Origin of the sequence: Gordonia malaquae NBRC 108250, assembly GCF_000344135.1 — a bacterium.
GTDB lineage: Bacteria > Actinomycetota > Actinomycetes > Mycobacteriales > Mycobacteriaceae > Gordonia > Gordonia malaquae.
This window is the reverse complement of the sequence record NZ_BAOP01000004.1, coordinates 230,118-249,830: the sequence shown is the minus strand read 5'-3', so window position 1 is coordinate 249,830 and position 19,713 is coordinate 230,118. Positions and strand designations below refer to the sequence as shown.

Annotated in this window: 18 protein-coding genes and 1 tRNA gene; 6 read left to right on the top strand and 13 right to left on the bottom strand. The window is 65.9% G+C overall.

What is annotated here, in order from left to right:
• Positions 1–710: 710 nt before the first annotated feature.
• The 11 genes from GM1_RS04455 to GM1_RS04405 all read right to left on the bottom strand — a co-directional run bounded on the left by GM1_RS04455 (position 711) and on the right by GM1_RS04405 (position 11,159).
• A complete protein-coding gene (locus GM1_RS04455; protein WP_008376902.1) occupies positions 711–1,967 on the bottom strand; it encodes a DUF2637 domain-containing protein in 1,257 nt (418 codons plus the stop codon).
• A complete protein-coding gene (locus GM1_RS04450; protein ID WP_008376901.1) occupies positions 1,964–2,500 on the bottom strand; it encodes a hypothetical protein in 537 nt (178 codons plus the stop codon). The genes GM1_RS04455 and GM1_RS04450 overlap by 4 nt, the downstream gene beginning before the upstream one ends.
• Positions 2,497–2,739: a glutaredoxin-like protein NrdH gene (gene nrdH / locus GM1_RS04445; RefSeq protein ID WP_008376900.1), complete on the bottom strand. Its 243-nt coding sequence runs from the start codon at positions 2,737–2,739 to the stop codon at positions 2,497–2,499. The genes GM1_RS04450 and nrdH overlap by 4 nt, the downstream gene beginning before the upstream one ends.
• Positions 2,736–3,323: a hypothetical protein gene (locus GM1_RS04440; protein ID WP_008376899.1), complete on the bottom strand. Its 588-nt coding sequence runs from the start codon at positions 3,321–3,323 to the stop codon at positions 2,736–2,738. Before GM1_RS04440 ends, nrdH begins: the two co-directional genes overlap by 4 nt.
• The gene (locus tag GM1_RS04435) at positions 3,316–5,136 is read right to left on the bottom strand and encodes a DNA polymerase (RefSeq protein ID WP_008376898.1); all 1,821 of its coding nucleotides are present in this window, start codon (positions 5,134–5,136) and stop codon (positions 3,316–3,318) included. The genes GM1_RS04440 and GM1_RS04435 overlap by 8 nt, the downstream gene beginning before the upstream one ends.
• Complete coding sequence (locus GM1_RS04430; RefSeq protein ID WP_040519466.1) at positions 5,136–7,544, bottom strand: hypothetical protein; 2,409 nt, start codon at positions 7,542–7,544, stop codon at positions 5,136–5,138. Before GM1_RS04430 ends, GM1_RS04435 begins: the two co-directional genes overlap by 1 nt.
• 113 nt (positions 7,545–7,657) lie before the next feature.
• Positions 7,658–8,005: a helix-turn-helix domain-containing protein gene (locus GM1_RS04425; protein WP_008376896.1), complete on the bottom strand. Its 348-nt coding sequence runs from the start codon at positions 8,003–8,005 to the stop codon at positions 7,658–7,660.
• A 717-nt stretch (positions 8,006–8,722) separates the two neighbouring features.
• Positions 8,723–8,926 carry a helix-turn-helix domain-containing protein gene (locus GM1_RS04420; protein ID WP_008376895.1) on the bottom strand — a complete coding sequence of 68 codons (204 nt, stop codon included), beginning with the start codon at positions 8,924–8,926 and terminating at the stop codon, positions 8,723–8,725.
• A 284-nt stretch (positions 8,927–9,210) separates the two neighbouring features.
• Positions 9,211–9,283: transfer RNA gene (locus GM1_RS04415), tRNA-Asn, on the bottom strand.
• Positions 9,284–9,346: 63 nt separating this feature from the next.
• On the bottom strand, positions 9,347–10,030 hold the full coding sequence (locus tag GM1_RS04410) for a GntR family transcriptional regulator (protein WP_008376894.1): 684 nt from the start codon (positions 10,028–10,030) through the stop codon (positions 9,347–9,349).
• Entirely contained in the window at positions 10,020–11,159 is a 1,140-nt protein-coding gene (locus GM1_RS04405) for an acyl-CoA dehydrogenase family protein (protein WP_008376893.1), read from the bottom strand. Before GM1_RS04405 ends, GM1_RS04410 begins: the two co-directional genes overlap by 11 nt.
• Positions 11,160–11,280: 121 nt before the next feature.
• On the opposite strand from GM1_RS04405, the gene GM1_RS04400 reads away from it, so the two are divergent.
• Positions 11,281–11,931 (top strand): hypothetical protein, encoded by a 651-nt coding sequence (locus GM1_RS04400; RefSeq protein ID WP_040519463.1) that lies wholly within the window; start codon positions 11,281–11,283, stop codon positions 11,929–11,931.
• 76 nt (positions 11,932–12,007) lie between these two features.
• Here GM1_RS04400 and GM1_RS04395 read toward each other — a convergent pair whose 3' ends face one another.
• Positions 12,008–13,153, bottom strand: a complete 1,146-nt coding sequence (locus tag GM1_RS04395) for a TetR/AcrR family transcriptional regulator (protein ID WP_008376891.1) — start codon at positions 13,151–13,153, stop codon at positions 12,008–12,010.
• Positions 13,154–13,333: 180 nt separating this feature from the next.
• Between GM1_RS04395 and GM1_RS04390 the strand changes: the two genes are divergently transcribed.
• The 5 genes from GM1_RS04390 (at position 13,334) to GM1_RS04370 (ending at position 19,018) form a co-directional block, all read left to right on the top strand.
• On the top strand, positions 13,334–14,131 hold the full coding sequence (locus GM1_RS04390; RefSeq protein ID WP_008376890.1) for an enoyl-CoA hydratase-related protein: 798 nt from the start codon (positions 13,334–13,336) through the stop codon (positions 14,129–14,131).
• Between the two features lie 57 nt (positions 14,132–14,188).
• Positions 14,189–15,787 carry a fatty-acid--CoA ligase FadD5 gene (fadD5, locus tag GM1_RS04385; protein ID WP_008376889.1) on the top strand — a complete coding sequence of 533 codons (1,599 nt, stop codon included), beginning with the start codon at positions 14,189–14,191 and terminating at the stop codon, positions 15,785–15,787.
• A gap of 174 nt (positions 15,788–15,961) precedes the next feature.
• Positions 15,962–17,092, top strand: coding sequence for an NDMA-dependent alcohol dehydrogenase (locus tag GM1_RS04380; protein WP_040519501.1), 1,131 nt, complete (start codon positions 15,962–15,964; stop codon positions 17,090–17,092).
• Between the two features lie 202 nt (positions 17,093–17,294).
• The gene (locus GM1_RS04375) at positions 17,295–18,194 is read left to right on the top strand and encodes a cytochrome b family protein (protein WP_008376887.1); all 900 of its coding nucleotides are present in this window, start codon (positions 17,295–17,297) and stop codon (positions 18,192–18,194) included.
• A gap of 11 nt (positions 18,195–18,205) precedes the next feature.
• On the top strand, positions 18,206–19,018 hold the full coding sequence (locus tag GM1_RS04370) for a serine hydrolase domain-containing protein (RefSeq protein WP_008376886.1): 813 nt from the start codon (positions 18,206–18,208) through the stop codon (positions 19,016–19,018).
• Positions 19,019–19,191: 173 nt separating this feature from the next.
• Here GM1_RS04370 and GM1_RS04365 read toward each other — a convergent pair whose 3' ends face one another.
• On the bottom strand, positions 19,192–19,710 hold the full coding sequence (locus GM1_RS04365) for a DUF3145 domain-containing protein (protein WP_008376885.1): 519 nt from the start codon (positions 19,708–19,710) through the stop codon (positions 19,192–19,194).
• Between the last annotated feature and the right edge of the window lie 3 nt (positions 19,711–19,713).

Here is a 19,713-nt window from a genome sequence, read left to right as displayed (position 1 = left end):
GCACCCCTCCGAAATGACCCCGAAATCGGGGTCGATGGCGCAGGGGTCTACCTGCGAGAACAGGGGTTTCGCAGGGGGGCCTGCGCCGTGCCGTTTCTCTACGGCGCAGGGTTATTCGCGCCTTGCCGTTTCCGCAGGTCAGATACCCCGTGACCCTGCGCCGCCTTTTTAATGCCCGTGACGCAGGTGGCGCAGGGGTCGAAAACGGCCCTTCTGCGGCGATTTCGGCCCCGGATGGCCCCGGTGGTGCCGATCCGGCCGATGGGCCGGCAGCGGCGTGATGAGGCGGCCGGAACGGGCATCAGGATGTTCTTCTGCGGCCTGTCCGCAGCTCGGTGATGGTCGACCGCAGCGGTGAAGAGGATCTGCGGTGGTCGCCGGCGGTGGCCGCTCTGGCGGTGGCCGACACCTGGCCAGCACGGTCGACGTCGAAGCGGCATCGTCCCGAGCGGGCTCCGCCCGCACCGGGCCGCTGCACACCGGCGGCCGTCGCGGACGGCTGTGCAGGGTGCTGTCGGCGGGCGGTCGGGTTGTCCTGGCGCAGACCACGGACCGGTCGGCGAGTACGTCGATGGGGCCGACGAAATATCCGGTGCAGTAGCCGCGGAGTTCTTTCAGAATATGCAGATGGGCATCAGGAAGGCCTCGACCGCGGCATGAGAAGACCCCCGCCGGCCAGTGGCAGGCGGGGGTCTTCGGCGTCGACCGGGTCAGTCGACGGCGACGAGCTGGCGGCGACCCGCGAGGGCCGCGCTGTAGACCGGCTGCTCCTTGGCCGCCCTGACCCACGCCGCGATCGGGGTCCGGCTCGGTCCCTCGGGCGCCAGCGCGTCACTGATCCTGCGGGCGCTCATGCCATCGAGCGCGAGTTCCAGGACACGCTCGACGACCGCGGTGTCCGCGGTGGTGCCGACCTCGGCGATGACCCGCGCCGTCACCGACGCCAGGTCCAGCGTGTCCGCGGAGGTGTCCGCGTCATCGCGGGCACCGCCATCGAAGGTGTCATCCGCGGTGTCCTGGACACCGGCAGTCGCAGTGTCAGCCACGGTCTCACCGGTGTCCACGGCGGTGTCATTCGCAGCCTTGACACCCCCGGAAACGATGTCCTGGACAGCGGAATCGAAGGTGTCAGCCTCATCCTGGACATCGTCATCGAAGATGTCATCCGCGGTGTCCAGGACACCCGTGTCAGCAGTGTCAGCCGAGCCCTGGACGGACACCGACGGACTGTCCACACGCTGGTCAGCGGGCCGTGACAGCGGAATCACGGTGTCCTGGACAACCGCAGCCGGAGTGTCAGCCGCAGTGTCCAGCGTGTCCACGACAGTGTCATCCGCGGTGTCCGTGACAGTCCGGCGGACACCGACGACAGGGTGTCCGCCGGTGCTGTCCGCCCGGTCGTGTCCAGGTGTCATCGACGGCCCGGCGGACATCCGGACAGCCGCCACCGTGACACCGCTGTCCGTCGTCACGGACGCCTCAGCCAACTCGGCGGCGCGGGCCATCTCCTCGCGATCCAGGCGCATCTCCGCCTCCGCGACAACAACCGCCAGGGTCGCGGCCAGGATCACCGCGTCGATGATCAGCGGCACCAGCCAGGCCAGGCTCGTGCTCATCTCGCCGTAGAGGACGGCCATGTCCCGCAGCGCCGCGAACGACAGGACGAAGGACACCAGGGCGATGGCAGCCGACACCGCAGCCACGACGCCCCGCAGGCGCACCAGCCAGGTACGCCGGTGGCTCCAGTCCTGGATCAGGCCCACCAACAGGTGAGTGGTCAGCAGCATCGACAGCGGCGCCATCACGGCCATCAGAGCGATCGCGAACGCTGCCCAGCCGTCGCCGTCGGCGCGCATGGTCAGGACCGCGTGCACGCCGTTGAGCATCATCGAGATGATCGTGAAGCTCAGGATCAAGGTCCAGCCGAAGCCCCGGTGGTAGGTGTTCACCTTCACCGTGCGGCTCATGCCGATGCTCCGTTCTCGTCGTCAGCGACGTCGTCGACAGACAACGCGCGGGCCTTGAGCCTCAGATGGAGACGGATGTTCCCGACGCCCGCCGCACGCCGGTTGCCGCCGTACCGGATGACCAACTCGTGCAACCACCGATCCGGATGACTGAAGGTCCGGTAGGTCGGCGACGTGGGATCGTCGTCGTACAGACCCAGCACGCGCTGCCCGCCGGACAGAAACAGGACGCGCACCGGGTGCAGAGCCAGGATCGCGTGGAGGGCTTCGAACCACCCCACAGCGCGCAGCGGGCGTAGCGGACTCGACGGTCGGACCGTCCCATCGTCGATCCGAGCCTGCTCGGCTGCGATCGCCTCGTTGATCGCCTCCAGCAGTCCGCCCATGATCACATACGGCTCCAGGCCCGCGAGCCGTGCCACCCGCTCAGGCGCGAAGTACGCCTCGCAGACCCGTTGACGGAGGGCGATTTGATCCGCCGCGTAGTCCTCAGGGTGAACGTCTTCCGCGAGGTAGTCCGGGTAGTCGGTCATGCGACCGCTCCTTCCATGCTGAGTGCCTTGATCCGCTCGGGCCGGAACCCCGACCAGTGCTCGGTGCCGGCCACGACGACGGGCGCCTGCTGGTAGCCCAGCGCCATGACGTAGTCGCGGGCGTCGTCGTCCTGGCTGATGTCGACGGTGTTGTAGGTCAGGCCGGCCGCGTCGAGTCGTCGGATCGTCATGGCGCACGGGCCACATGACGGCTTGGTGTAGACGGTGATGGTGCTCATCGGGTCACCGCCTCGGGAATGGTTCGGACCCGCACGAGCGGCCGGTTGCCTGCCGCGGTATCGGTCAGGAATGCCCGCACCGAGCCGGGTCCGGCACGCAGGATCGCCACCGCCCAGGCCCGCTGCTTCGCGGACGGGGCACGGCGACTGTTGAACATGTCGAGAAGGAAGTTGTACTCCCTCTGTTCAATCGCCCCGTACTCGAAGAGCGCAGCGATCTTCAAACGGCTCAAGTGCTTCATCTCCAGCGGAATGTGCGCCGCCACGACCTGCTCCAGATTCCATATCGCCTTGAGCGCGGCCACACTCGCGTCCATCGCCGCGTCCTCGAAGTAGTGGATGCACTCGGAGCCGATCGGTCCGAGCACCGCGCCGGTGAGCGGATTCGCGATCTCGAACAGGTACACCAACCCCTTCTGGCCGCAGACGCACTCGTTGTCATACGAGCCGACACCCTTCGCATGTTCGCCGCCGGAGGGCTCCCACTCGCCCCGTGCCTCGTCCCATGTATCCGATTCGGACAAAGCGATCACCGCTTCGACCAGTGCCGGGCGACCGCGGCCCGGCTTCATCACGTCACCCATCCGTACGTCCTCCTTCGTTGTTGCCGGTGTGCCACACGCACCCCGGGTCGTGGCAGCGGGTCTGCTCGCGGTGGTCGCGGGCTACCTCCGGCCAATCGGACTTCTCGCTGCGATAACAGTCGGCCCAGTCGGCACCCCGGTCGGACTTGTCGGCCAGAATCGGCACCGGGATCGCATCCGGAGAGAGGCACATCTGGAACTGCATCGCACTGAGCACGGCCAGCTCAGCCTCGCCGGCCCGGTCGGAAGGCACCGACAGCACGATCTCGTCGTGAACCACCCCACGCAGACAGGGGATCAGCCACTCGGGGAGCCGGAGGATCCCCTCGGCGAGGATGTCGCGCGCGGTTCCCTGGCCGAGCGACGCCGGCGCGGTGGTGTACTCACGGCCCCTCTCGATCCGCATCGGCCGACCCCACGCGGAATAGACGAACCCGCGCTCGGCCTCGCGCCGGATCTCCTGCTTCCACCGCGCCAACCCCGGGAACCGGCGGTCGAGAGTCTGCATGAGTTTCTCCGCCTCGCCCTGCGGGATGCCCGCGGACGTCGCGAGCCCGCGAGGGCCCATGCCGTAGGTCGTTGCGTGGGTGACCGGCTTCGCGTCGGACCGCCGGGCCGGATCGCCGAACAGGGCCAAGGCCATCTCGGTGTGGAAATCCTTGCCCGGGGCGAATGCGTCGATGTAGGCCGGGTCCTGGCAGTGCGCCGCCACCGCTCGGGCGTCGACCTGTGAAAGGTCGAACGCGATCAAGACACCACCCTCATCGGGCAGCAGTAGCGACCGCTCCAGCGCATTGGCCCTGTCCCTCTTACCCATCACGGTCAGACCGGGCTTGGTCACCGAGATCCGACCAGTGCTCTGCCCGGCGTCGATGCACGGGTGCACGCGACCGTCGGGTCCGGTGTGGTCGAGGACCGTCTGCGTCACCGATCGCTGCCCGTTGAGCGCCAGCAGCAGCGCGCACAGCTCCCGCAAGACCGGGTTCTCAGGATGCTCGTCCAGCAGGCCGATGATCGTGTCCTTGCCAGTGGCCAGCGCGCCCTTGGCGGTCCGGGGCGGGACAACGCCGCAGGCTTCGAACGCGCGTTCCAGCGCCGCGATCCCAGCCTTGGTCCGGTGCGGGGCCTTGCCATCTGTCGGCAGGCCGTAGCGGTCGGAAAGCTCCTTGCGCAAACCGACTGTCCGCGACTCCTGCGCCGCGACACGACGGCGAGCCTCAGCCACGTCGACCCGCCAGCCGTTGCGGCTGATCTGTGACAGTCGGTACATGACCTGGTGTTCCCGCACGCCGTAGGCGTCGCACGCCAGGAAGCTCGCCGCGGACCGCAGCAGCTCCACATCCTGCTCCAGGTACGCCCGATACGTCGGATCGTCCAGCGGAATCCGGTCGTAACCGCCGTGCAGTTCGGACAGCTTCTTGAGCGCGGACGCACCGTCGTCGACCACCTTGCCCTCGCCGAGCAGTCGGCGCCCCAGCGCATCGAGGCCGTAGCGACGTGCGTCAACCTTGCCCGGCAGCGGGGGATCGTTGAGCCGGGCCAGGATCAGCGAGTCGCGCACCCGGCCCTGCTCAACCAGTTCGGCCACATCGAGTCCGTGCCAGTGTTCCAGAGCCGCCAGATCGAAGCCGATCGCGTTGTGCGCCCAGATCCGGTCGGCGGCCGCGATCACCTCGCACAACTCGTCCATGTCCGTGGTGATGACCACCGGGCCATCGTCGACCGCGTACCCTGCCAGGCGGCAGTAGCCCTGGCCGTAGGTGTACAGCTCGTCGGCGTCGGGGGTCTCGATGTCGAAGAAGATCGCGCTCATCACGCCACCCCTTCGTCGAGATCGGTGATGACCGGCATCGGACGACCACCCTCAGCGGGCATCTTCGGCGCAGGCGGAGGCGCAGAAGTCGCCGCAGCAGATTCAACGGGGCCCCCGGCTGTTTCGTCGAACTGCTCGATCCGCCACTTCATCCGGCCGCCCTGACCGGCGACCGACCGGACGATCCGCAGACCGTTCGGACGCCAACGATCGGTTTGTTTGGACCACGCCTTGCCCAACTCACGGGCGGCCGAAGACTTCTCGACCAGGTTCTCCAGGCCCGGCGGGTACTCAGCCTCGTCGTCATAGCGCAGGTCGTCGGCCGCGGTTCGCGCGGTGAACTCGCCGTCGCCGTACTTGTCCGACAACCAGGCCAGATGAGCGGCCCAGTGCTGACCCTCGAAGTCGGCGTCCGCGCGTTGCTCGGCCATACCCTCGGTGAAGCCCTCGATGCCGGCGACCATCAGGATTCCGCCGATCATGTCCTGCCACCTCTCGAAGGAGCCCATGCGGAAGCTGTGGTCCGGGACCGGCTGACCGGCATCGAACCACGCACGGATCAGCACCAGGCACGCTCGCAGGAGCCGCGCACGGTTCTCGACCACCCACCCCTTGAGGTCCGAATGACGGAAGCCAGTGCGGTTCTCCGGGTTGGGCTCATCGGTATGGAGTCGGATCTGGACAATGCGCCGCGCCGCATCACCCAGGATGACCATCTGATTGCCGGCGAAAAAAACGACGGCCGTGTTCGGCATCTCGATCCGCTCCGTGACACCCAAACGTCGATCCGACCATCTCTCAGCGGTCATAAAGCCGTTGAGCACCGCCGAATCGAGTTCGGCCGTCTCATCGAAGAAGACGATCGTCTGGCCGCTGTGCAAGATCGCCGTCAACGACTTGCGCATCTCATCCTCATTCGAGGGAAGCATCGCCAGCGGAGGCATGAGCCCGGAGACCACCGTCGAGATCACGAACAGCAGCAAACCCTTGCCGATCCCCATCTGGAGGCCGTTCACGGCGAAGCCAGGGCTCGTCGGCAACAACGTGCGCACAAGCGGGGTCAGGATGGCCGCTATCGCATGCGCGACGTCGGATCGGTCCTTGAACGCGAAGTCCCCGAGCAGGTCGACCACCAGAAGTTGCACGGCGTCACCGATGTCCTGCCGTGTCGGACTGTCGGGTACATCCAGACCGATCAGGTCGTCGGTGAGATGGACGTAGTGCCGCGTTTCGGCGTCGTACCCAGCGGCTGTGACGACGGACCCATCTGCCCGCACCAGCGGCACACCGCTAACACCATCAAGCGGCATGTAGGTGCGAAAACGCGACTCGACGGCGGCGAGAGTGTTCTTGTCGGGCCAGGCGAAGGGGTGAGAGCAACCCTTTCCGTCGTCGCGGACAGCGCCGTCGACCGTGATCGCCACCTGTGACACGAGGTCGGCGAAGGCACCCTGCGTCACCGCATTGACCACCGGCCCGCGCTCCTCAGTCACAATCTGTCCAAGGGCATCACCGTGTCGGAACAGCACCCGGCCGTCGAACCAGCGGTGCAATAAGGTGTCGAGCTGGTGGATGACCTGGAAGCGGTCCTCGCCGACATGGATGACAGGCCGCGGATCGTTGCGCCGTTCAGCGGCCAGTCGAGCGGCAGCGCGACTGGCCTCGTTCTCTTTGCGTTGTGTGGCGGTCAAACCCTTCGGCGGGGTCTTCGCAGGCTTGTCCGATGCTGCTGCCAACAGGTCCAGGACCATCTCACGGCGTTCGTCGTCATCAGCGCACGCGCCCAGGAGGTCGTCGATACCGGTGTTGCCGAACCCGGCCACGCGGGCGAACCGCACAGATTCTGCTCGGCGCATCGCGCACGCAGCTCCGAGCTCGGCGGCGCCGTCGTACACCGCGCGCTTGGTGGAGGCATCCGCATCCGGCACGATGACGACACCGTGACCCCGGACCACGCGGAGGTGCTTGGTGGGCACGCCATCGCGCACCCAGCCGGTGATCCCACAGATCCGGTAGATCGACCAGTCGGCTGGAGCGTACGCGGCCAGCGCCAGTGCCTGCTTCACGCCTTCGGCGATGATCACCCCGGCAGGGGTGTCGACCACGCGAACGGCCGGGAACTGCGGAGACTCGGCCCCGGCAGGGGAGACGTACTTCATCTCGTTGCCGTCGTTGTCGACCACAGAGCCCGCAGCCGGCTTGACCTGGCCAGTGATCGACCCATCGGGCTCGACCATCGGGTAGCAGAGCACCGGGTAGATCACGGTGCCGAACTTGTCGTCGAGCCACTGCGCCCATCCGGGCAACCCGTCACGATCCGTCGCCGTGTAGACGCCGTGCTCCTTGGCCACATCGAGCGGAACGGCGGACACAGCGAGTTCGTCGACATGCTCCGGCGCGATTGACACAGCACCGCTTGCGGCCCCGTCAGCATGTCCCATATAGTGAGACACAGACTCCGTGCCGTGAGACGCAGGATTCGTGGAGACCCCGGACTGGCATCCGGGGTTTTCTTCTGCGATCACCCCGCGACACCCGCCTTGGCGGTGCGCCGGAAGATCGCGGCCACAACGCGCGCTTCACGCGCATTCATCGGCGGAGCAGATGCCACCTGCTCCAGCGTCCACTCCCGGACCGGATCACTCAGAACTTCGACGGCAGGCGCGATGTCCGCCGGGACGGGCTCGCGCAGCGCTTCGAGTTCGGCGCGGTCGAACCGCCACTGGCCCTGAACCTTCTCCGCAGACGGCATCAAACCGTCCGTGATGTACTTACGGACGGTGGAATAGCCCCAACCAGCGGCGACGGCGTCGCCGGTGGTCCACATTTCGGGGGCCGCGAGAGCGGCCACCTCAAGGGTGCAACCCATGAAAAACTCCAGACAGCTTGAACTGTCCGGAGAGGGGTGCTTTCCCGGCGATACCTGGGCGGATTCGTTCCGTGCCTCGTTGGCGGAACGAATCCGCCCGGTGCTTTACAGGAGCGCTAACTCCCTACCCAGCCTCTTATGTCGCCTCGCCTGCCGGGCGAGATCCTGCGTCACGTCGGAGGAGTACCGGCTGCTCGGCCGTTCGGTGGCTACACCGTGGACTGACGTCCATCCTCGGGGTTATCCCTTGCCAGGAACCTGGCGTAGCGGCCCCTGACAACTACGACCAGAGTATCACGGAGCGCTCGCCTACGGGGCTGCGTCGGAGGCAAGAGTCGGTTGGGTCGGTTGGGTCGGTTGCTTTTGGCTCCCACATACACGAAATGAAAACGTGCGACACCCTGGAATGGGGCACATGTGACAGGTGATGTAAATGTGACACTCACCGAGGCGCACGGAAAAATTTCCGCATGCGCGTAGCGGAATTCGAACCGACCCAACCGACCCAACCGACCCTCGGGAGGAGCGCCGGGGCGCTGCGGTGCGTGTTGCGGCCGTGGAGTCGTGTGTAACCGAGGGTGGCCGCGGTGGCCGGCTGCTGTTGTGGAGTCGTCGATCATCACCGAGGTGGCCGCGGTGGCGCTGTTGCTACTGCTCCTGCTGCTTACGTCGAGCATCGCCGGGGGAGTACCGGCGTGAGTGGCCGCAATCCCTGCGTCACTCGCTGTCCCCGTAGATGTACCGCCGCAGTGACGCTGCCGAGATCAGCAGCACTCGTCCGCGCTCACGCGGCCGGATCGAGCGCAGCTCGCCGGAGTCGACAAGTCGGATGACGGTGTCGACGGAGACGTCGAGCCTTTCGGCGACGGTGCTCGCGCGGAACGCCCGCAGATCATCATCGAGCAGGTTCGTTTCGGACACTTCTTCTCCAGAGGTCTGAATGCCTCTGAACGCCCAGTCCTGCAGCCGGCCTCGCCGGTGCCGGGCGTCTCAGTGCCCGAAGCGCTTCAGCCGCGGCCGGGGCGGCCGCTGGGGTCTTCCAACCCTCGAAGAAGTGGTGCCCACACCGTAGGCAATAACCGCAGACAAACGCAAGCAACTTACGGCGCATCAGGGATTCCGAGGTACCCACCAAGTACCCATCCGCAAACTTACTCGTCGGTAGAAAAGCAAGAAACCCGCTGTCACCAGCGGGTTTCTTGAAGCTCCCCCAACTGGACTCGAACCAGTAACCTGCCGATTAACAGTCGGCTGCTCTGCCAATTGAGCTATGGGGGAATGTTCTTTCCGAACCGAGGTCAAACTCTAGCGCATGGATTCTGTGCGGTGCAAAACGGCTGGTCAGTCCCAGATCGGAGTGGATTCGAGGTGTCCGATGAGGCGGGCGGCGCCGTCGTCGAACTGGCGACGGACGGCACCGGCCGCGGCCTCGCCGTCACCTGCGCGATACGCGTTGATCAACTCCTCGTGGGCTTCGAGCGCCTCGCGCGCCCACTCGGGGTCGCGAGCGTACAGCTGGTGCGGCGTGTACCGCGTCGCGTTCTGCAGGATCCATGCGAGCTTTCCGCTGCCGCTGATGTGATTGTGCGTCCGATGGAAATCGAACTCGGCCTCGACGATCGCGGCGGCGTCTCCTGACATGACCGCGCCCCTGAGGTTCGCGTTCGCCCACGAGAGTTGATCGATCTCCGACGGAGTGATGAGTACACATGTCCGTCGGGCGATGCGAGCTGCGGCTTCGCCCTGCAGCCAGAACAGGTCGGCGACGTCGGTGCGGGTCAGGTCGGCCACGGTGTACCCGCGGTGCGGGGCGAAGGCGACCATGCCTTCGCCCCGCAGCGTGAGCAGTGCCTCTCGGACCGGCGTCACGCTCACCCCGAGCGCAGCGGCCGTCTCGTCGAGGCGGACCCATTCGCCGGGGAGGAGCTCGGCCGTCATGATCCTGTGTCGGACGACCGACGCCACCTCCTCCGACAGTTGCGGACGCCGACCCAGTGCGGGCTTGGAGACCGAGTCAGAGTCCATACGTCTTTCCGATGACATCCCGCTGGATCTCGTTGGTGCCGCCGAACACCGTCGAGATGATCGCGCCGCGCATCAGCCGCTCGGCGTCGAACTCCTTGGCGTAGCCGTAGCCGCCCATCATCTGCATGCCGTCGATCGTCATCGCCTTGCTCGTCTCGGTGGCCTTGAGCTTGACCATCGACGCTTCGCGCGGCATCAGCTTGTCGGGGTTGGCGTCGGCGGCCTTCGCCACGCTGTAGACGAGTTCCCTGGTGCACGCGATCTCCGTGGCGTGGTCGGCCATCCGGTGGCGCAACGCCTGGAACGTGCCGATCGGCCGCCCGAACTGCTTTCGCTCGGTGATGAACGCGAGCGTGTCGTCGAACGAGCGCTGCGCCAGTCCGAGCTGCATCGCGGCGAGGATGAGACGTTCGGTGTTGAGGCCTGCCATCAGCTGCTTCCAGCCGTTGCCGACCTGGCCGACGACGGCGGAATCGGGCACTTTGCAATCGGTGAAGTAGAGGTCGTTCACCTCGCGGCCGCCGAGGGTGTCGATCTGCGAGATCTGCAGGCCGGGAGTGTCGGCGGGGATGTGGAACTGGGTGAGACCCTCGTGCTTGCCTCCGCTGCGGTCGGTTCGGGCGATGAGCAGGATCGACTTCGCGAAATGAGCGTTCGAGCACCACGTCTTCTGGCCGTTGATGACCCAGCCGCCCTCGACCTTCTCTGCGCGGCAAGTGAGGGCGCCGACGTCGGATCCGGCTTCGGGCTCGGACATCGAGATCGACAGCGCGTCACCCGCGACGACGCCTTCGAGCACCTCGCGCTTGAGGTCGTCGTTCGCGAACTTCTCGTAGGCCGCGGCGGTGATCAGTGTCGGCCCGATTCCGCCGATCGGCGCTTGGTTGCGAATGGCCTCTTCGAGGAAGATGCAGAGCTCCACGTTTCCCGCCCCGGCCCCACCGAACTCCTCCGGGACGATGATGCCCGCCCAGCCGAGGTCGGCCATCTTCTTGTACAACTCCTGCGAGTGATTCTCCTCGCCGTTGTTCGTCCACTTGTCACGCTGCTCGCGGGTGCCGGTCTCGCGCTGGCAGAAGTCGGTGACTGCCTGTGCGAACGCAGTCTGCTCTGGGGTGAAAGTGACCATGTGGACGTCTCCTGATGCTGGAAGGTGCCTGCGTCGCGATGTGCGACACTCTGTTATCAGATATATGTGATCAGACGAGCTGTGGCAAGGGGCACACGGAGATACCGCTACATTGGTGCCCATGCCCTCCAGTTCTGACGACAGCCCGACACCTCTCGACGGTGACGACTTCCTCGCCGTGAACAGGGCGAATCGCGAACGCATCCGCGCGGAGGAAGCAGAGAAGGCTAGCGAGACCGTCGACATCGCGAAGTCGAGCGACACGGCTGAGCCGTCGACGTCCGGCGGACGCAACGTCGTCGTCGCGCTGGGTGCGGCTGTGGCCGTCCTTGCGGTGGCGGTGATCGTGCTCGGTGTGCTCCTCGCGGCGTCGTCGGGCGACGACGGCGGCACCGACGAGGAGGGTGCGCTCCGCGATGCGAAGACGTACGCGTCGGAGATGTTCACCTACGGGTTCGGTAAGTACGACGACCTCGATCGACGCATCCGGGCGATCTCGACTCCCGAGTTCGCCGATGAATACATCAAGTCGTCCCAGCTCGCGCGGAAGGCGAACGACGAGGCGAAGGCGTCGTCGAAGGGCTCGGCGACCAGTGCAGGCATCGTGTCCATCGAACCTGATCGAGCCGTGGTTCTGGTGGCTCTCGACATGGCAGTGACCAGCCCGGATGCGCCGGTCCTCGGCCAAGGGGACCCGTCGCAGTCGCGTGTGGAACTGGCACTTGTGAAGGCCGACGGTCGATGGCTGGTCTCCGGGTTGGACGTCGTCTAGCGCCGGCGAGATTTGGGGCATTCGTGTCGGATGTTTGCGACCGAACGATTCTCGGTCGGGCCCGTCTCGGTAGACGTCAGCCGGTCAGTGCCTTCGCGCATGCCGCCGCCACCAGAGGCTTCCCGATCCCTGGTTGCCCGTTGACCAGATCGGTCGCGACATTCAGGCTCGCGTGGACCAGGAATCTCGCCTGAGCGGTGGTCACTTCCGGCCGGGCGCGTACGACCCACGCAGCCCACTCGTCGACGTTGAGACGCTGACTTCGGCGCAGGGCTCGACGCTCGCTCTCGTCCACCGCGCCGATCCCGTTCATGTAGACCGTCATGATGTCGGGTGCGTCGACACAGAGCTCGCTGTACCGCTCGGCGAGGGCGACGACCGCCTCGCTCGGGGTCTGTGCCTGGGCGAGTGCCGCAGCGACAGCGTCTGTGGTGCGGTCCGCCGTTCGCCAGAGGGCGGCCGCGAGGATGGCGCTCTTGGACGAGAAGTGGCGGTAGACCCCGGAGGCGGGCAGTCCGACGGCGTTGCCGATGTGGTCGACCGTCACCTCGTGGAAGCCGCGATCGGCGAAGAGGCGTACTGACGCCGCAAGGATCGCCTCGCGTCGGCCGGTGGGCGCCAACCCGGGGGCGGGGACGTGAGCTTCGGTGGGCTGCGGCACCTCCACTTCGACGATGCGGGCCGCGGCGTTCGACAACAGGTCGACCGCGGCGCGTCGGCCCAGGGCTGCGCGGTGGGTGGTCGCGCTCGCCGCCACGGAGAGGGACGCGATGGTCACGGCTTGTGCCGTCGTGCGGTCGATGTCGGGTCGAGCGGCCTCGACGAGCGCCCTGAGTCTGCGGTTCAGGCGGATCCGCACATCACGTGTGTAGCTGCGATCCTCGGCGCGCAGCACCCGGTCCTCCCATCGGTACAGATTGCCGCCGGCTCGGTGGACGAACGTCATGTCGGTGAATGCGGTGAGGACCGCGGCGAACTCGCTCCTCGGATCGTCATGGGTCCGAACGCTCGAGACGGCCTCGTCCACGCGTCGGGACAACTGCTCGACAGTCGCGGAGAACAGTCGGTACTTCGTGTCGAAGTGGCGATAGAGGGCGGGCGTGGAGATCCCCACCTCGTCTGCGATGTCTGACAGGCGAGTCGCGGCGTAGCCCTCGGAGCTGAACGCGGCCGCGGCGGTCGACAGAATCCTCTCGCGTCGATCGGCAGGCCGGATGGTCATGGGTAGTGATGGTATCGAAGCCCGGAGAAACATGCTGAGAATCATCTGAAGTTGGATAAACCCAGGTCATCACCCAGTAAGTTGACTTATAAGTTAATGACTATTCGCATGACTTCCGTCACTCTTCCTGTTACGGTGTGTGGCATATCAACGACAAGTCCGACGGTGATGCGAGGAACGATGAGTGACGAGGCCGGGTTCGAGGGCGGTGTCTGGGACGAGATCGACGGTCGGGGCGTCGCACGCATCGAGATCGATCGACCGGAACGGATGAACGCGCTCGACGGTGCGGCCTCCGGGCGGATCATCGAACTCTGCCGCGACTTCGCGACGCGCTCGGACATTCGGGCTGTTGTGATCACGGGTCGTGGCGGATCTTTCTGTGCGGGCGCCGATGTGGCGGGCATGGCTGCGGACTCGGCGGCCACCGGAGGGTTCGACGAGTCGGCGTCGCGCGCGATCATCGAGAACGGTTCGCGGTTGATCGGGGCAATCCGGTCGCTGCCGATGCCCGTGGTCGCGGCTGTCGACGGCGCCGCGGTCGGGATCGGCGCGTCACTCGCAGTCGCCGCCGACCTCGTCTATGCGACGAGTCGTGCGTACTTCCTGCTCGCTTTCGTCAACATCGGTCTGATGCCCGACGGTGGAGCGACTGCGCTGTTCACCGCGTCGCTCGGGCGAGCACGCGCCAATGCGCTGGCGCTTCTGGGAGAGAAGTTGTGGGCACCCGAGGCGCTCGACGCCGGTCTGATCAACGCCGTCGTCGACGACGGCGTCGCGTTGACCGCGACGGTCGACCGCGTCGTCGGCAGGCTTCTCAAGAGCTCGCCCGACGCACTCGCCGTGACCAAGGCGGCCCTCGACGCGCACTCGTTGGCCGGATACGACGACGCGATCGACCGCGAGATCGCCGGCCAGACACAGCTCCTGCAATCCCCGGCCTTCGGGCGAGCGCTCGCCGCGTTCGTCGGCAAATGACCCCGCACCACCCACCCCGAACCCATCGCACGACCTGAGATCGAGGAGCTAGAAGAGATGACCGACGTACTGGGCTTCGCCCTCAACGCCGAGCCGCAGCGTTCACGCCGCCACCATTGGAACAACCAGGTCCGTCGACATGCGGAGATGAAACCGGACGCTCCGGCGCTGCGGTTCATGGGTGCCACCACGACGTGGTCGCAACTCGACGCGCGCACGCACTCGCTGGCTGCGTCGCTCCTGCGTCGCGGAGTGTCGTTCGGCGATCGAATCCTCGTGATCATGCTCAACCGCACGGAGTACGTCGAGTTGGTGTTCGCGGCGAACCTGATCGGCGCGATCCCGGTCCCGGTGAACTTCCGCATGACGCCGCCTGAGATCGGATACCTCGTCTCCGACTCCGGAGCGAAGGTCGTCGTGACCGAGACGATGCTCGCGCCGTTGGCTGATGCGGTGTCGGCGGCCACCGGCGCCATCGAGCACACGATCGTCGTCGGCGGGGCACAGAACGACGGTCACCTCGACTACGAGGCTCTGGTGTCCGAAGAAGGGGAGCCGCTTCCGGACATCGACATCCCGGAGGAGACGATCGCCCTGATCATGTACACCTCGGGCACCACGGGGAAGCCCAAGGGTGCGATGTTGACTCACCAGAACCTGCAGTCGCAGGCGCAGACGACGCTGCAGGCGCTCAACACGTCGGCCGACGACATCGGTTCGTGCGTCGCTCCGATGTTCCACATCGCCGCGCTCGGTGCGATGACGGCCCTGATCTACATCGGCGCGCTGTCGGTGATCCATCCGCTCGGGGCGTTCGATCCGAACGACATGCTCGACACTCTCGAGCGCGAAGGCACCACATCGATCTTCCTGGTTCCGGCACAGTGGCAGGCCGTCTGCGCGGCCCAGCAGGCCAAGCCGCGCGATGTGAAGCTGCGCGTGATCTCGTGGGGCGCCGCACCGGCGTCGGACACCGTGCTGCAGGCGATGAACGACACGTTCCCGGACGCGTTGAACATCGCGGTCTTCGGGCAGACCGAGATGTCGCCGATCACGTGTGTGCTCGAAGGAAAGGACGCGCAGCGCAAGATCGGTTCCATCGGAAAGGTGGTGCCCGCGGTGACCGCTCGCATCGTCGATCCGGAGATGAACGACGTGCCGCAGGGCGAGGTGGGCGAGATCGTCTATCGCGGCGCGAACCTCATGGCCGGGTACTGGCAGAACCCGCAGGGGACTGCCGATGCGTTCCGCGGCGGCTGGTTCCACTCGGGCGACCTCGTGCGCGCCGACGAGGAGGGGTTCCTGTTCGTCGTCGACCGGGCCAAGGACATGATCATCTCCGGCGGAGAGAACATCTACTGCGCCGAGGTCGAGAATGTTCTGTTTTCGCACCCGAAGATTCTGGAAGCCGCGGTGATCGGTCGCGCCCACGACAAGTGGGGCGAAGTTCCCGTCGGCGTCGTGGTGCTCGCTGAGGGTGTCGACGAGTTGACCATCGAGGAGCTTGAACCGTTCCTCAACGACAACCTCGCCCGTTTCAAGCACCCCAAGGACATAGTCGTCGTGGACGAACTGCCGCGAAATGCGGGCGGCAAGGTGGTGAAGCCGGGTCTGCGGAAGGCATACGGCAGTAAGGACGCGGGCCTCAAGAGCTGATCGTGTCGCACGAGATGGCCGTCTGAGCAGCGGAATCGGACCACGTTCCACAATCAAAACTGGAACGTGTTTCAATTTCCGTCTCAGGTGACTACTCTCACAAGCGAAGCACGATCACGCGCGACGCGAAACGCGTGGCCCGAGAAGACATCCGTTCGAAGTGAGGTTGTGAAGGTGAAGACGAAGGGCGCACTCCTGCGGGAGCTGAACCAGCCGTGGCAGATCGAAGAGATCGAGATCGGCGACCCCAAGGCGCACGAGATCAGGATCCGCATGGAAGCCGCGGGCATGTGCCACTCGGACCATCACCTGATGACCGGCGGCATCCCGATGGGCGGATTCCCGATCCTCGGCGGGCACGAAGGCGCGGGCGTCGTCGAAGCACTCGGCGAAGGCGTCACCGACTTCGAGGTCGGCGACCACGTCGTCCTGTCGTTCATCCCGTCGTGTGGCAAGTGCAAGTCCTGTAAGGCGGGCGTCGCCAATCTCTGCGACTTCGGCGCCATGCTGCTGCAGGGCGAAGCGGTCTCGGACCACACGTTCCGGATCCACACGACGGACGGTCAGCCGGTCTACCCGATGACCCTGCTCGGCACGTTCTCGCCCTACATGGTGGTTCACGAGGCGTCCGCGGTGAAGATCGACAAGGACATCCCGTTCGAGGTCGCCGCACTCTGCGGCTGTGGCATCCCCACCGGCTACGGCTCGTCCACCCGCAGCGGCGACGTCCGCCCGGGTGAAGACGTCGCGATCGTCGGCGTCGGCGGCGTGGGCACCGCAGCGCTCCAGGGCGCCGTGATCGCGGGCGCACGCAACGTGTTCGCCATCGACCCCGTCGAGTGGAAGCGCGAGCAGGCGCTCAAGTTCGGCGCGACCCAGGCGTTCGCGACCGTCGAAGAGGCAATGAACGAGATCGGCAACGCCACCGAGTGGGGCATGTGCCAGAAGGTCATCGTGACCGTCGGTGAAGTGTTCGGCAAGGACGTCGACACCTGGCTGTCGATCACCGCGAAGAACGGCACCTGCGTCCTGACCGGCATGGGCAACATGATGGACAACCAGGTGACCCTGAACCTGGCGATGCTGACACTGCTGCAGAAGAACCTGCAGGGCTCGATCTTCGGTGGCGCGAACCCGAAGCTCGACATCCCGCTGCTGCTGTCGATGTACAAGGTCGGAAAGCTCAACATCGCCGACATGATCACCCGCGAGTACACCCTCGACCAGATCAACGAGGGCTACACCGACATGCTCGAGGGCCGCAACATCCGCGGTGTCATCCGCTACACGGACGCCGATCACTGATCTTCGCGAACCTCGCATGAGGCCCGCCGACTTCGAGTCGGCGGGCCTTCTGCATTTCTTCGACGGATCTGCATTAATGTTCTTCTCGACTGCGCTCGAAGGGCGGAGATGACGCGCTCGTCGGGCGGAACCCGACCCGTTCTTTCGAGCGGACTTATCTCCGTTCTTCGAGCGCAGTCGAGAAGCTACTGGGAGGAAACACATGGCCGAGAACAGCCGGAGCTCACGGGCGAAAAAGGGCGCCGAAGTCGCGGAGCAGCAGACGACGAGCGGTGGCTCGTGGTCGGCGTCGCCAGAGGCGAAGTCGAAGGCGCTGACTTTCCGCATCATCGCCGCAGTGCTGTGGGCGATCGCCATCGGCGGTGAACTCTTCACCATTTTCTGGGTCCTCCGCCAGGATCCGATCCTCATGTGGCTGCTCATCGTCATGCTCGTCGTCATCGGTGCTTTTGCCCTCGGCGGTTCGCTGCTGTGGAAGAAGGCGAACCGTCTCGACCCGGCGTCGCGCAAGGACACTGTTCGCTTCTTCGTTCAGAATCAACTCGGCGTCATCATCACGGTGATCGCGTTCCTGCCGCTGATCGTGATGATCTTCCTGAACAAGGACATGGACGGCAAGCAGAAGGGCATCGCCGGCGGTATCGCGATCGTGATCGCCGCAGCGGTCGGCCTGGCCAGTGCCGACTGGAATCCGCCGTCGGTCGAGCAGTACAGCGTTGAGACCAACGTGGTGAAGGAACTGACCGGCAAGGACGAGGTCGTGTGGGTCAAGGGCGGCTCGGCGTTCCACGTCTGCGAGGACGTTCCGGACTTGCGTCGCTCGACGAAGACGAAGGAGCGCACCTCGGTCGCCGACGCGCATGCGGCCAACATCCCGCGACTCACCAAGAAATGGGTGTCGGAGGCGATCAACAGCTGCGGCTACACCACTGCCGACGTCGACCGCGTGCTGGGCGGAGTCGACGACGTCACGTCCACGCTAGACGAGGATCAGTTCACTGAGACCTCTGGCACGCCGGAAGTGAAGTCGCCTGCTGAGAAGGGCGATTCCGAGGTGCACGAGGGTGCGCCCCAGTCGTCGACCGTTCCGGCGACGCCGTAGGCGGCCACAAAGTGACTGTGCTGGACGATCTCTCCCGCTGGCCGGTCGACAACGTCGCCGGGGCGATCATCGGCCCCGGGGGCGTCGTCTCGACTGCCGGCGACACCTCCCGCGTGTACGAACTGGCGTCGGTGACGAAGCTGCTCGTGGCACAGGCGGTCTTGGTGGCCGTCGACGAGGAGGCGATCGACTTGTCGACGCCTGTAGGCCTGCCGGGAGCGACGGTTCGACATCTGCTGTCCCACGCGTCGGGCATGGCGTTCGACTCGCGTGAGCCGCAGGCGGGGCCGGGGGAGCAGCGCATCTACTCCAGCGCGGGTTTCGAAACGCTCGCCGAACTCGTGACCGCACACACCGACATCGCATTCGAGGACTATCTCGGCGAGGCCGTGTGCGAACCTCTCGGCATGACGTCGACCGTGCTCGCCGGTCCGGCCGGACATGGCGCTCGGTCGAACGTCGACGACCTCGCGCGTTTCGCGGGCGATCTGTTGGCGCCGCGGCTGCTCGCCCCGGAGACGGCCGCTGCGGCGGCCACAGTGCAGTTTCCCGGGCTGGACGGCTTCGTCCCCGGGTACGGCAAACACCGGCCGTGCGACTGGGGTCTCGGCTACGAGATCCGGGGCGAGAAGTCGCCGCACTGGACCGGCTCAGAGAACTCGCCGAGCACGTTCGGTCACTTCGGTCAGGCGGGCACGTTCCTGTGGGTGGACCCGGTGCTCGGCGCCGCGTGCGTGGTCCTGACCGATCGGCCCTTCGGCGCGTGGGCGAAACCGCTGTGGAGCGAATTCAACAACGCTGTCGTGAACGAACTTCGTCGCTGACGCACGTCCGGTGGCGATGCTCCCAAGATCGGCACGTTCATCGCATTACGCCGGCATAGTGCCAGCGGATCGCGATGAATGAACGGATCCTAGGAAACAAGGTCCGAGAGTAGAAACGCGCGCCCGGCCGATGGCCGTGCGCGCGTTCCGTGGGAAATGGTCTGTGGAGTGAGTCAGCCGACTCGTTGGTGCAGCCAGGTCACTTCGCCGTCTGCTCCGCCCATGCGGTACGACTCCAGGGCGTCGTCCCATGCGGTTCCGAGTGCGGTGTCGAGCTCGGCGGCCAGGCCTGCGCTGTCGGGCTGGGCGTCCATCATGGCGCGAAGTTGCATCTCACCGACGATCACGTCGCCGTTGGCGCTGATGGATCCGCGCCAGAGGCCGAGTCCGGGGACATGGCTGAATCGTTCGCCGTCGACGCCGTCGCTGGCGTTCTCAGTCACCTCGAACGCCAAGCCGGGCCACTCGCGCAGTGCGTTGGCCAGGCGCGCACCAGTGCTGACGGGACCGGTCCAGTCCACCGTGGCGCGCATGCGTCCAGGCTCGGCGTCTTGCGTCGACCACTTGAGATCTGCGCGCGCATTCAGCGTCGACGACAGCGCCCACTCCACATGCGGGCACAGCGCGACGGGAGAGGCGTGGATGTACACCACGCCAGTCGTCAGGTCCGCAAACTGGTTCAGAATGCGCACTGT

Bases quoted from the DNA above. Each gene is read 5' to 3' on its own strand.
- GM1_RS04390 (WP_008376890.1), top strand. From the start codon at position 13,334: ATGAGTGACGAGGCCGGGTTCGAGGGCGGTGTCTGGGACGAGATCGAC.
- nrdH (WP_008376900.1), bottom strand. From the start codon at position 2,739: ATGAGCACCATCACCGTCTACACCAAGCCGTCATGTGGCCCGTGCGCC.
- GM1_RS04405 (WP_008376893.1), bottom strand. From the start codon at position 11,159: ATGGTCACTTTCACCCCAGAGCAGACTGCGTTCGCACAGGCAGTCACC.
- GM1_RS04400 (WP_040519463.1), top strand. From the start codon at position 11,281: ATGCCCTCCAGTTCTGACGACAGCCCGACACCTCTCGACGGTGACGAC.
- GM1_RS04395 (WP_008376891.1), bottom strand. From the start codon at position 13,153: ATGACCATCCGGCCTGCCGATCGACGCGAGAGGATTCTGTCGACCGCC.
- GM1_RS04455 (WP_008376902.1), bottom strand. From the start codon at position 1,967: ATGAGCCGCACGGTGAAGGTGAACACCTACCACCGGGGCTTCGGCTGG.
- GM1_RS04440 (WP_008376899.1), bottom strand. From the start codon at position 3,323: ATGGGTGACGTGATGAAGCCGGGCCGCGGTCGCCCGGCACTGGTCGAA.
- GM1_RS04375 (WP_008376887.1), top strand. From the start codon at position 17,295: ATGGCCGAGAACAGCCGGAGCTCACGGGCGAAAAAGGGCGCCGAAGTC.
- GM1_RS04410 (WP_008376894.1), bottom strand. From the start codon at position 10,030: ATGGACTCTGACTCGGTCTCCAAGCCCGCACTGGGTCGGCGTCCGCAA.
- fadD5 (WP_008376889.1), top strand. From the start codon at position 14,189: ATGACCGACGTACTGGGCTTCGCCCTCAACGCCGAGCCGCAGCGTTCA.
- GM1_RS04435 (WP_008376898.1), bottom strand. From the start codon at position 5,136: ATGAGCGCGATCTTCTTCGACATCGAGACCCCCGACGCCGACGAGCTG.
- GM1_RS04450 (WP_008376901.1), bottom strand. From the start codon at position 2,500: ATGACCGACTACCCGGACTACCTCGCGGAAGACGTTCACCCTGAGGAC.
- GM1_RS04425 (WP_008376896.1), bottom strand. From the start codon at position 8,005: ATGGGTTGCACCCTTGAGGTGGCCGCTCTCGCGGCCCCCGAAATGTGG.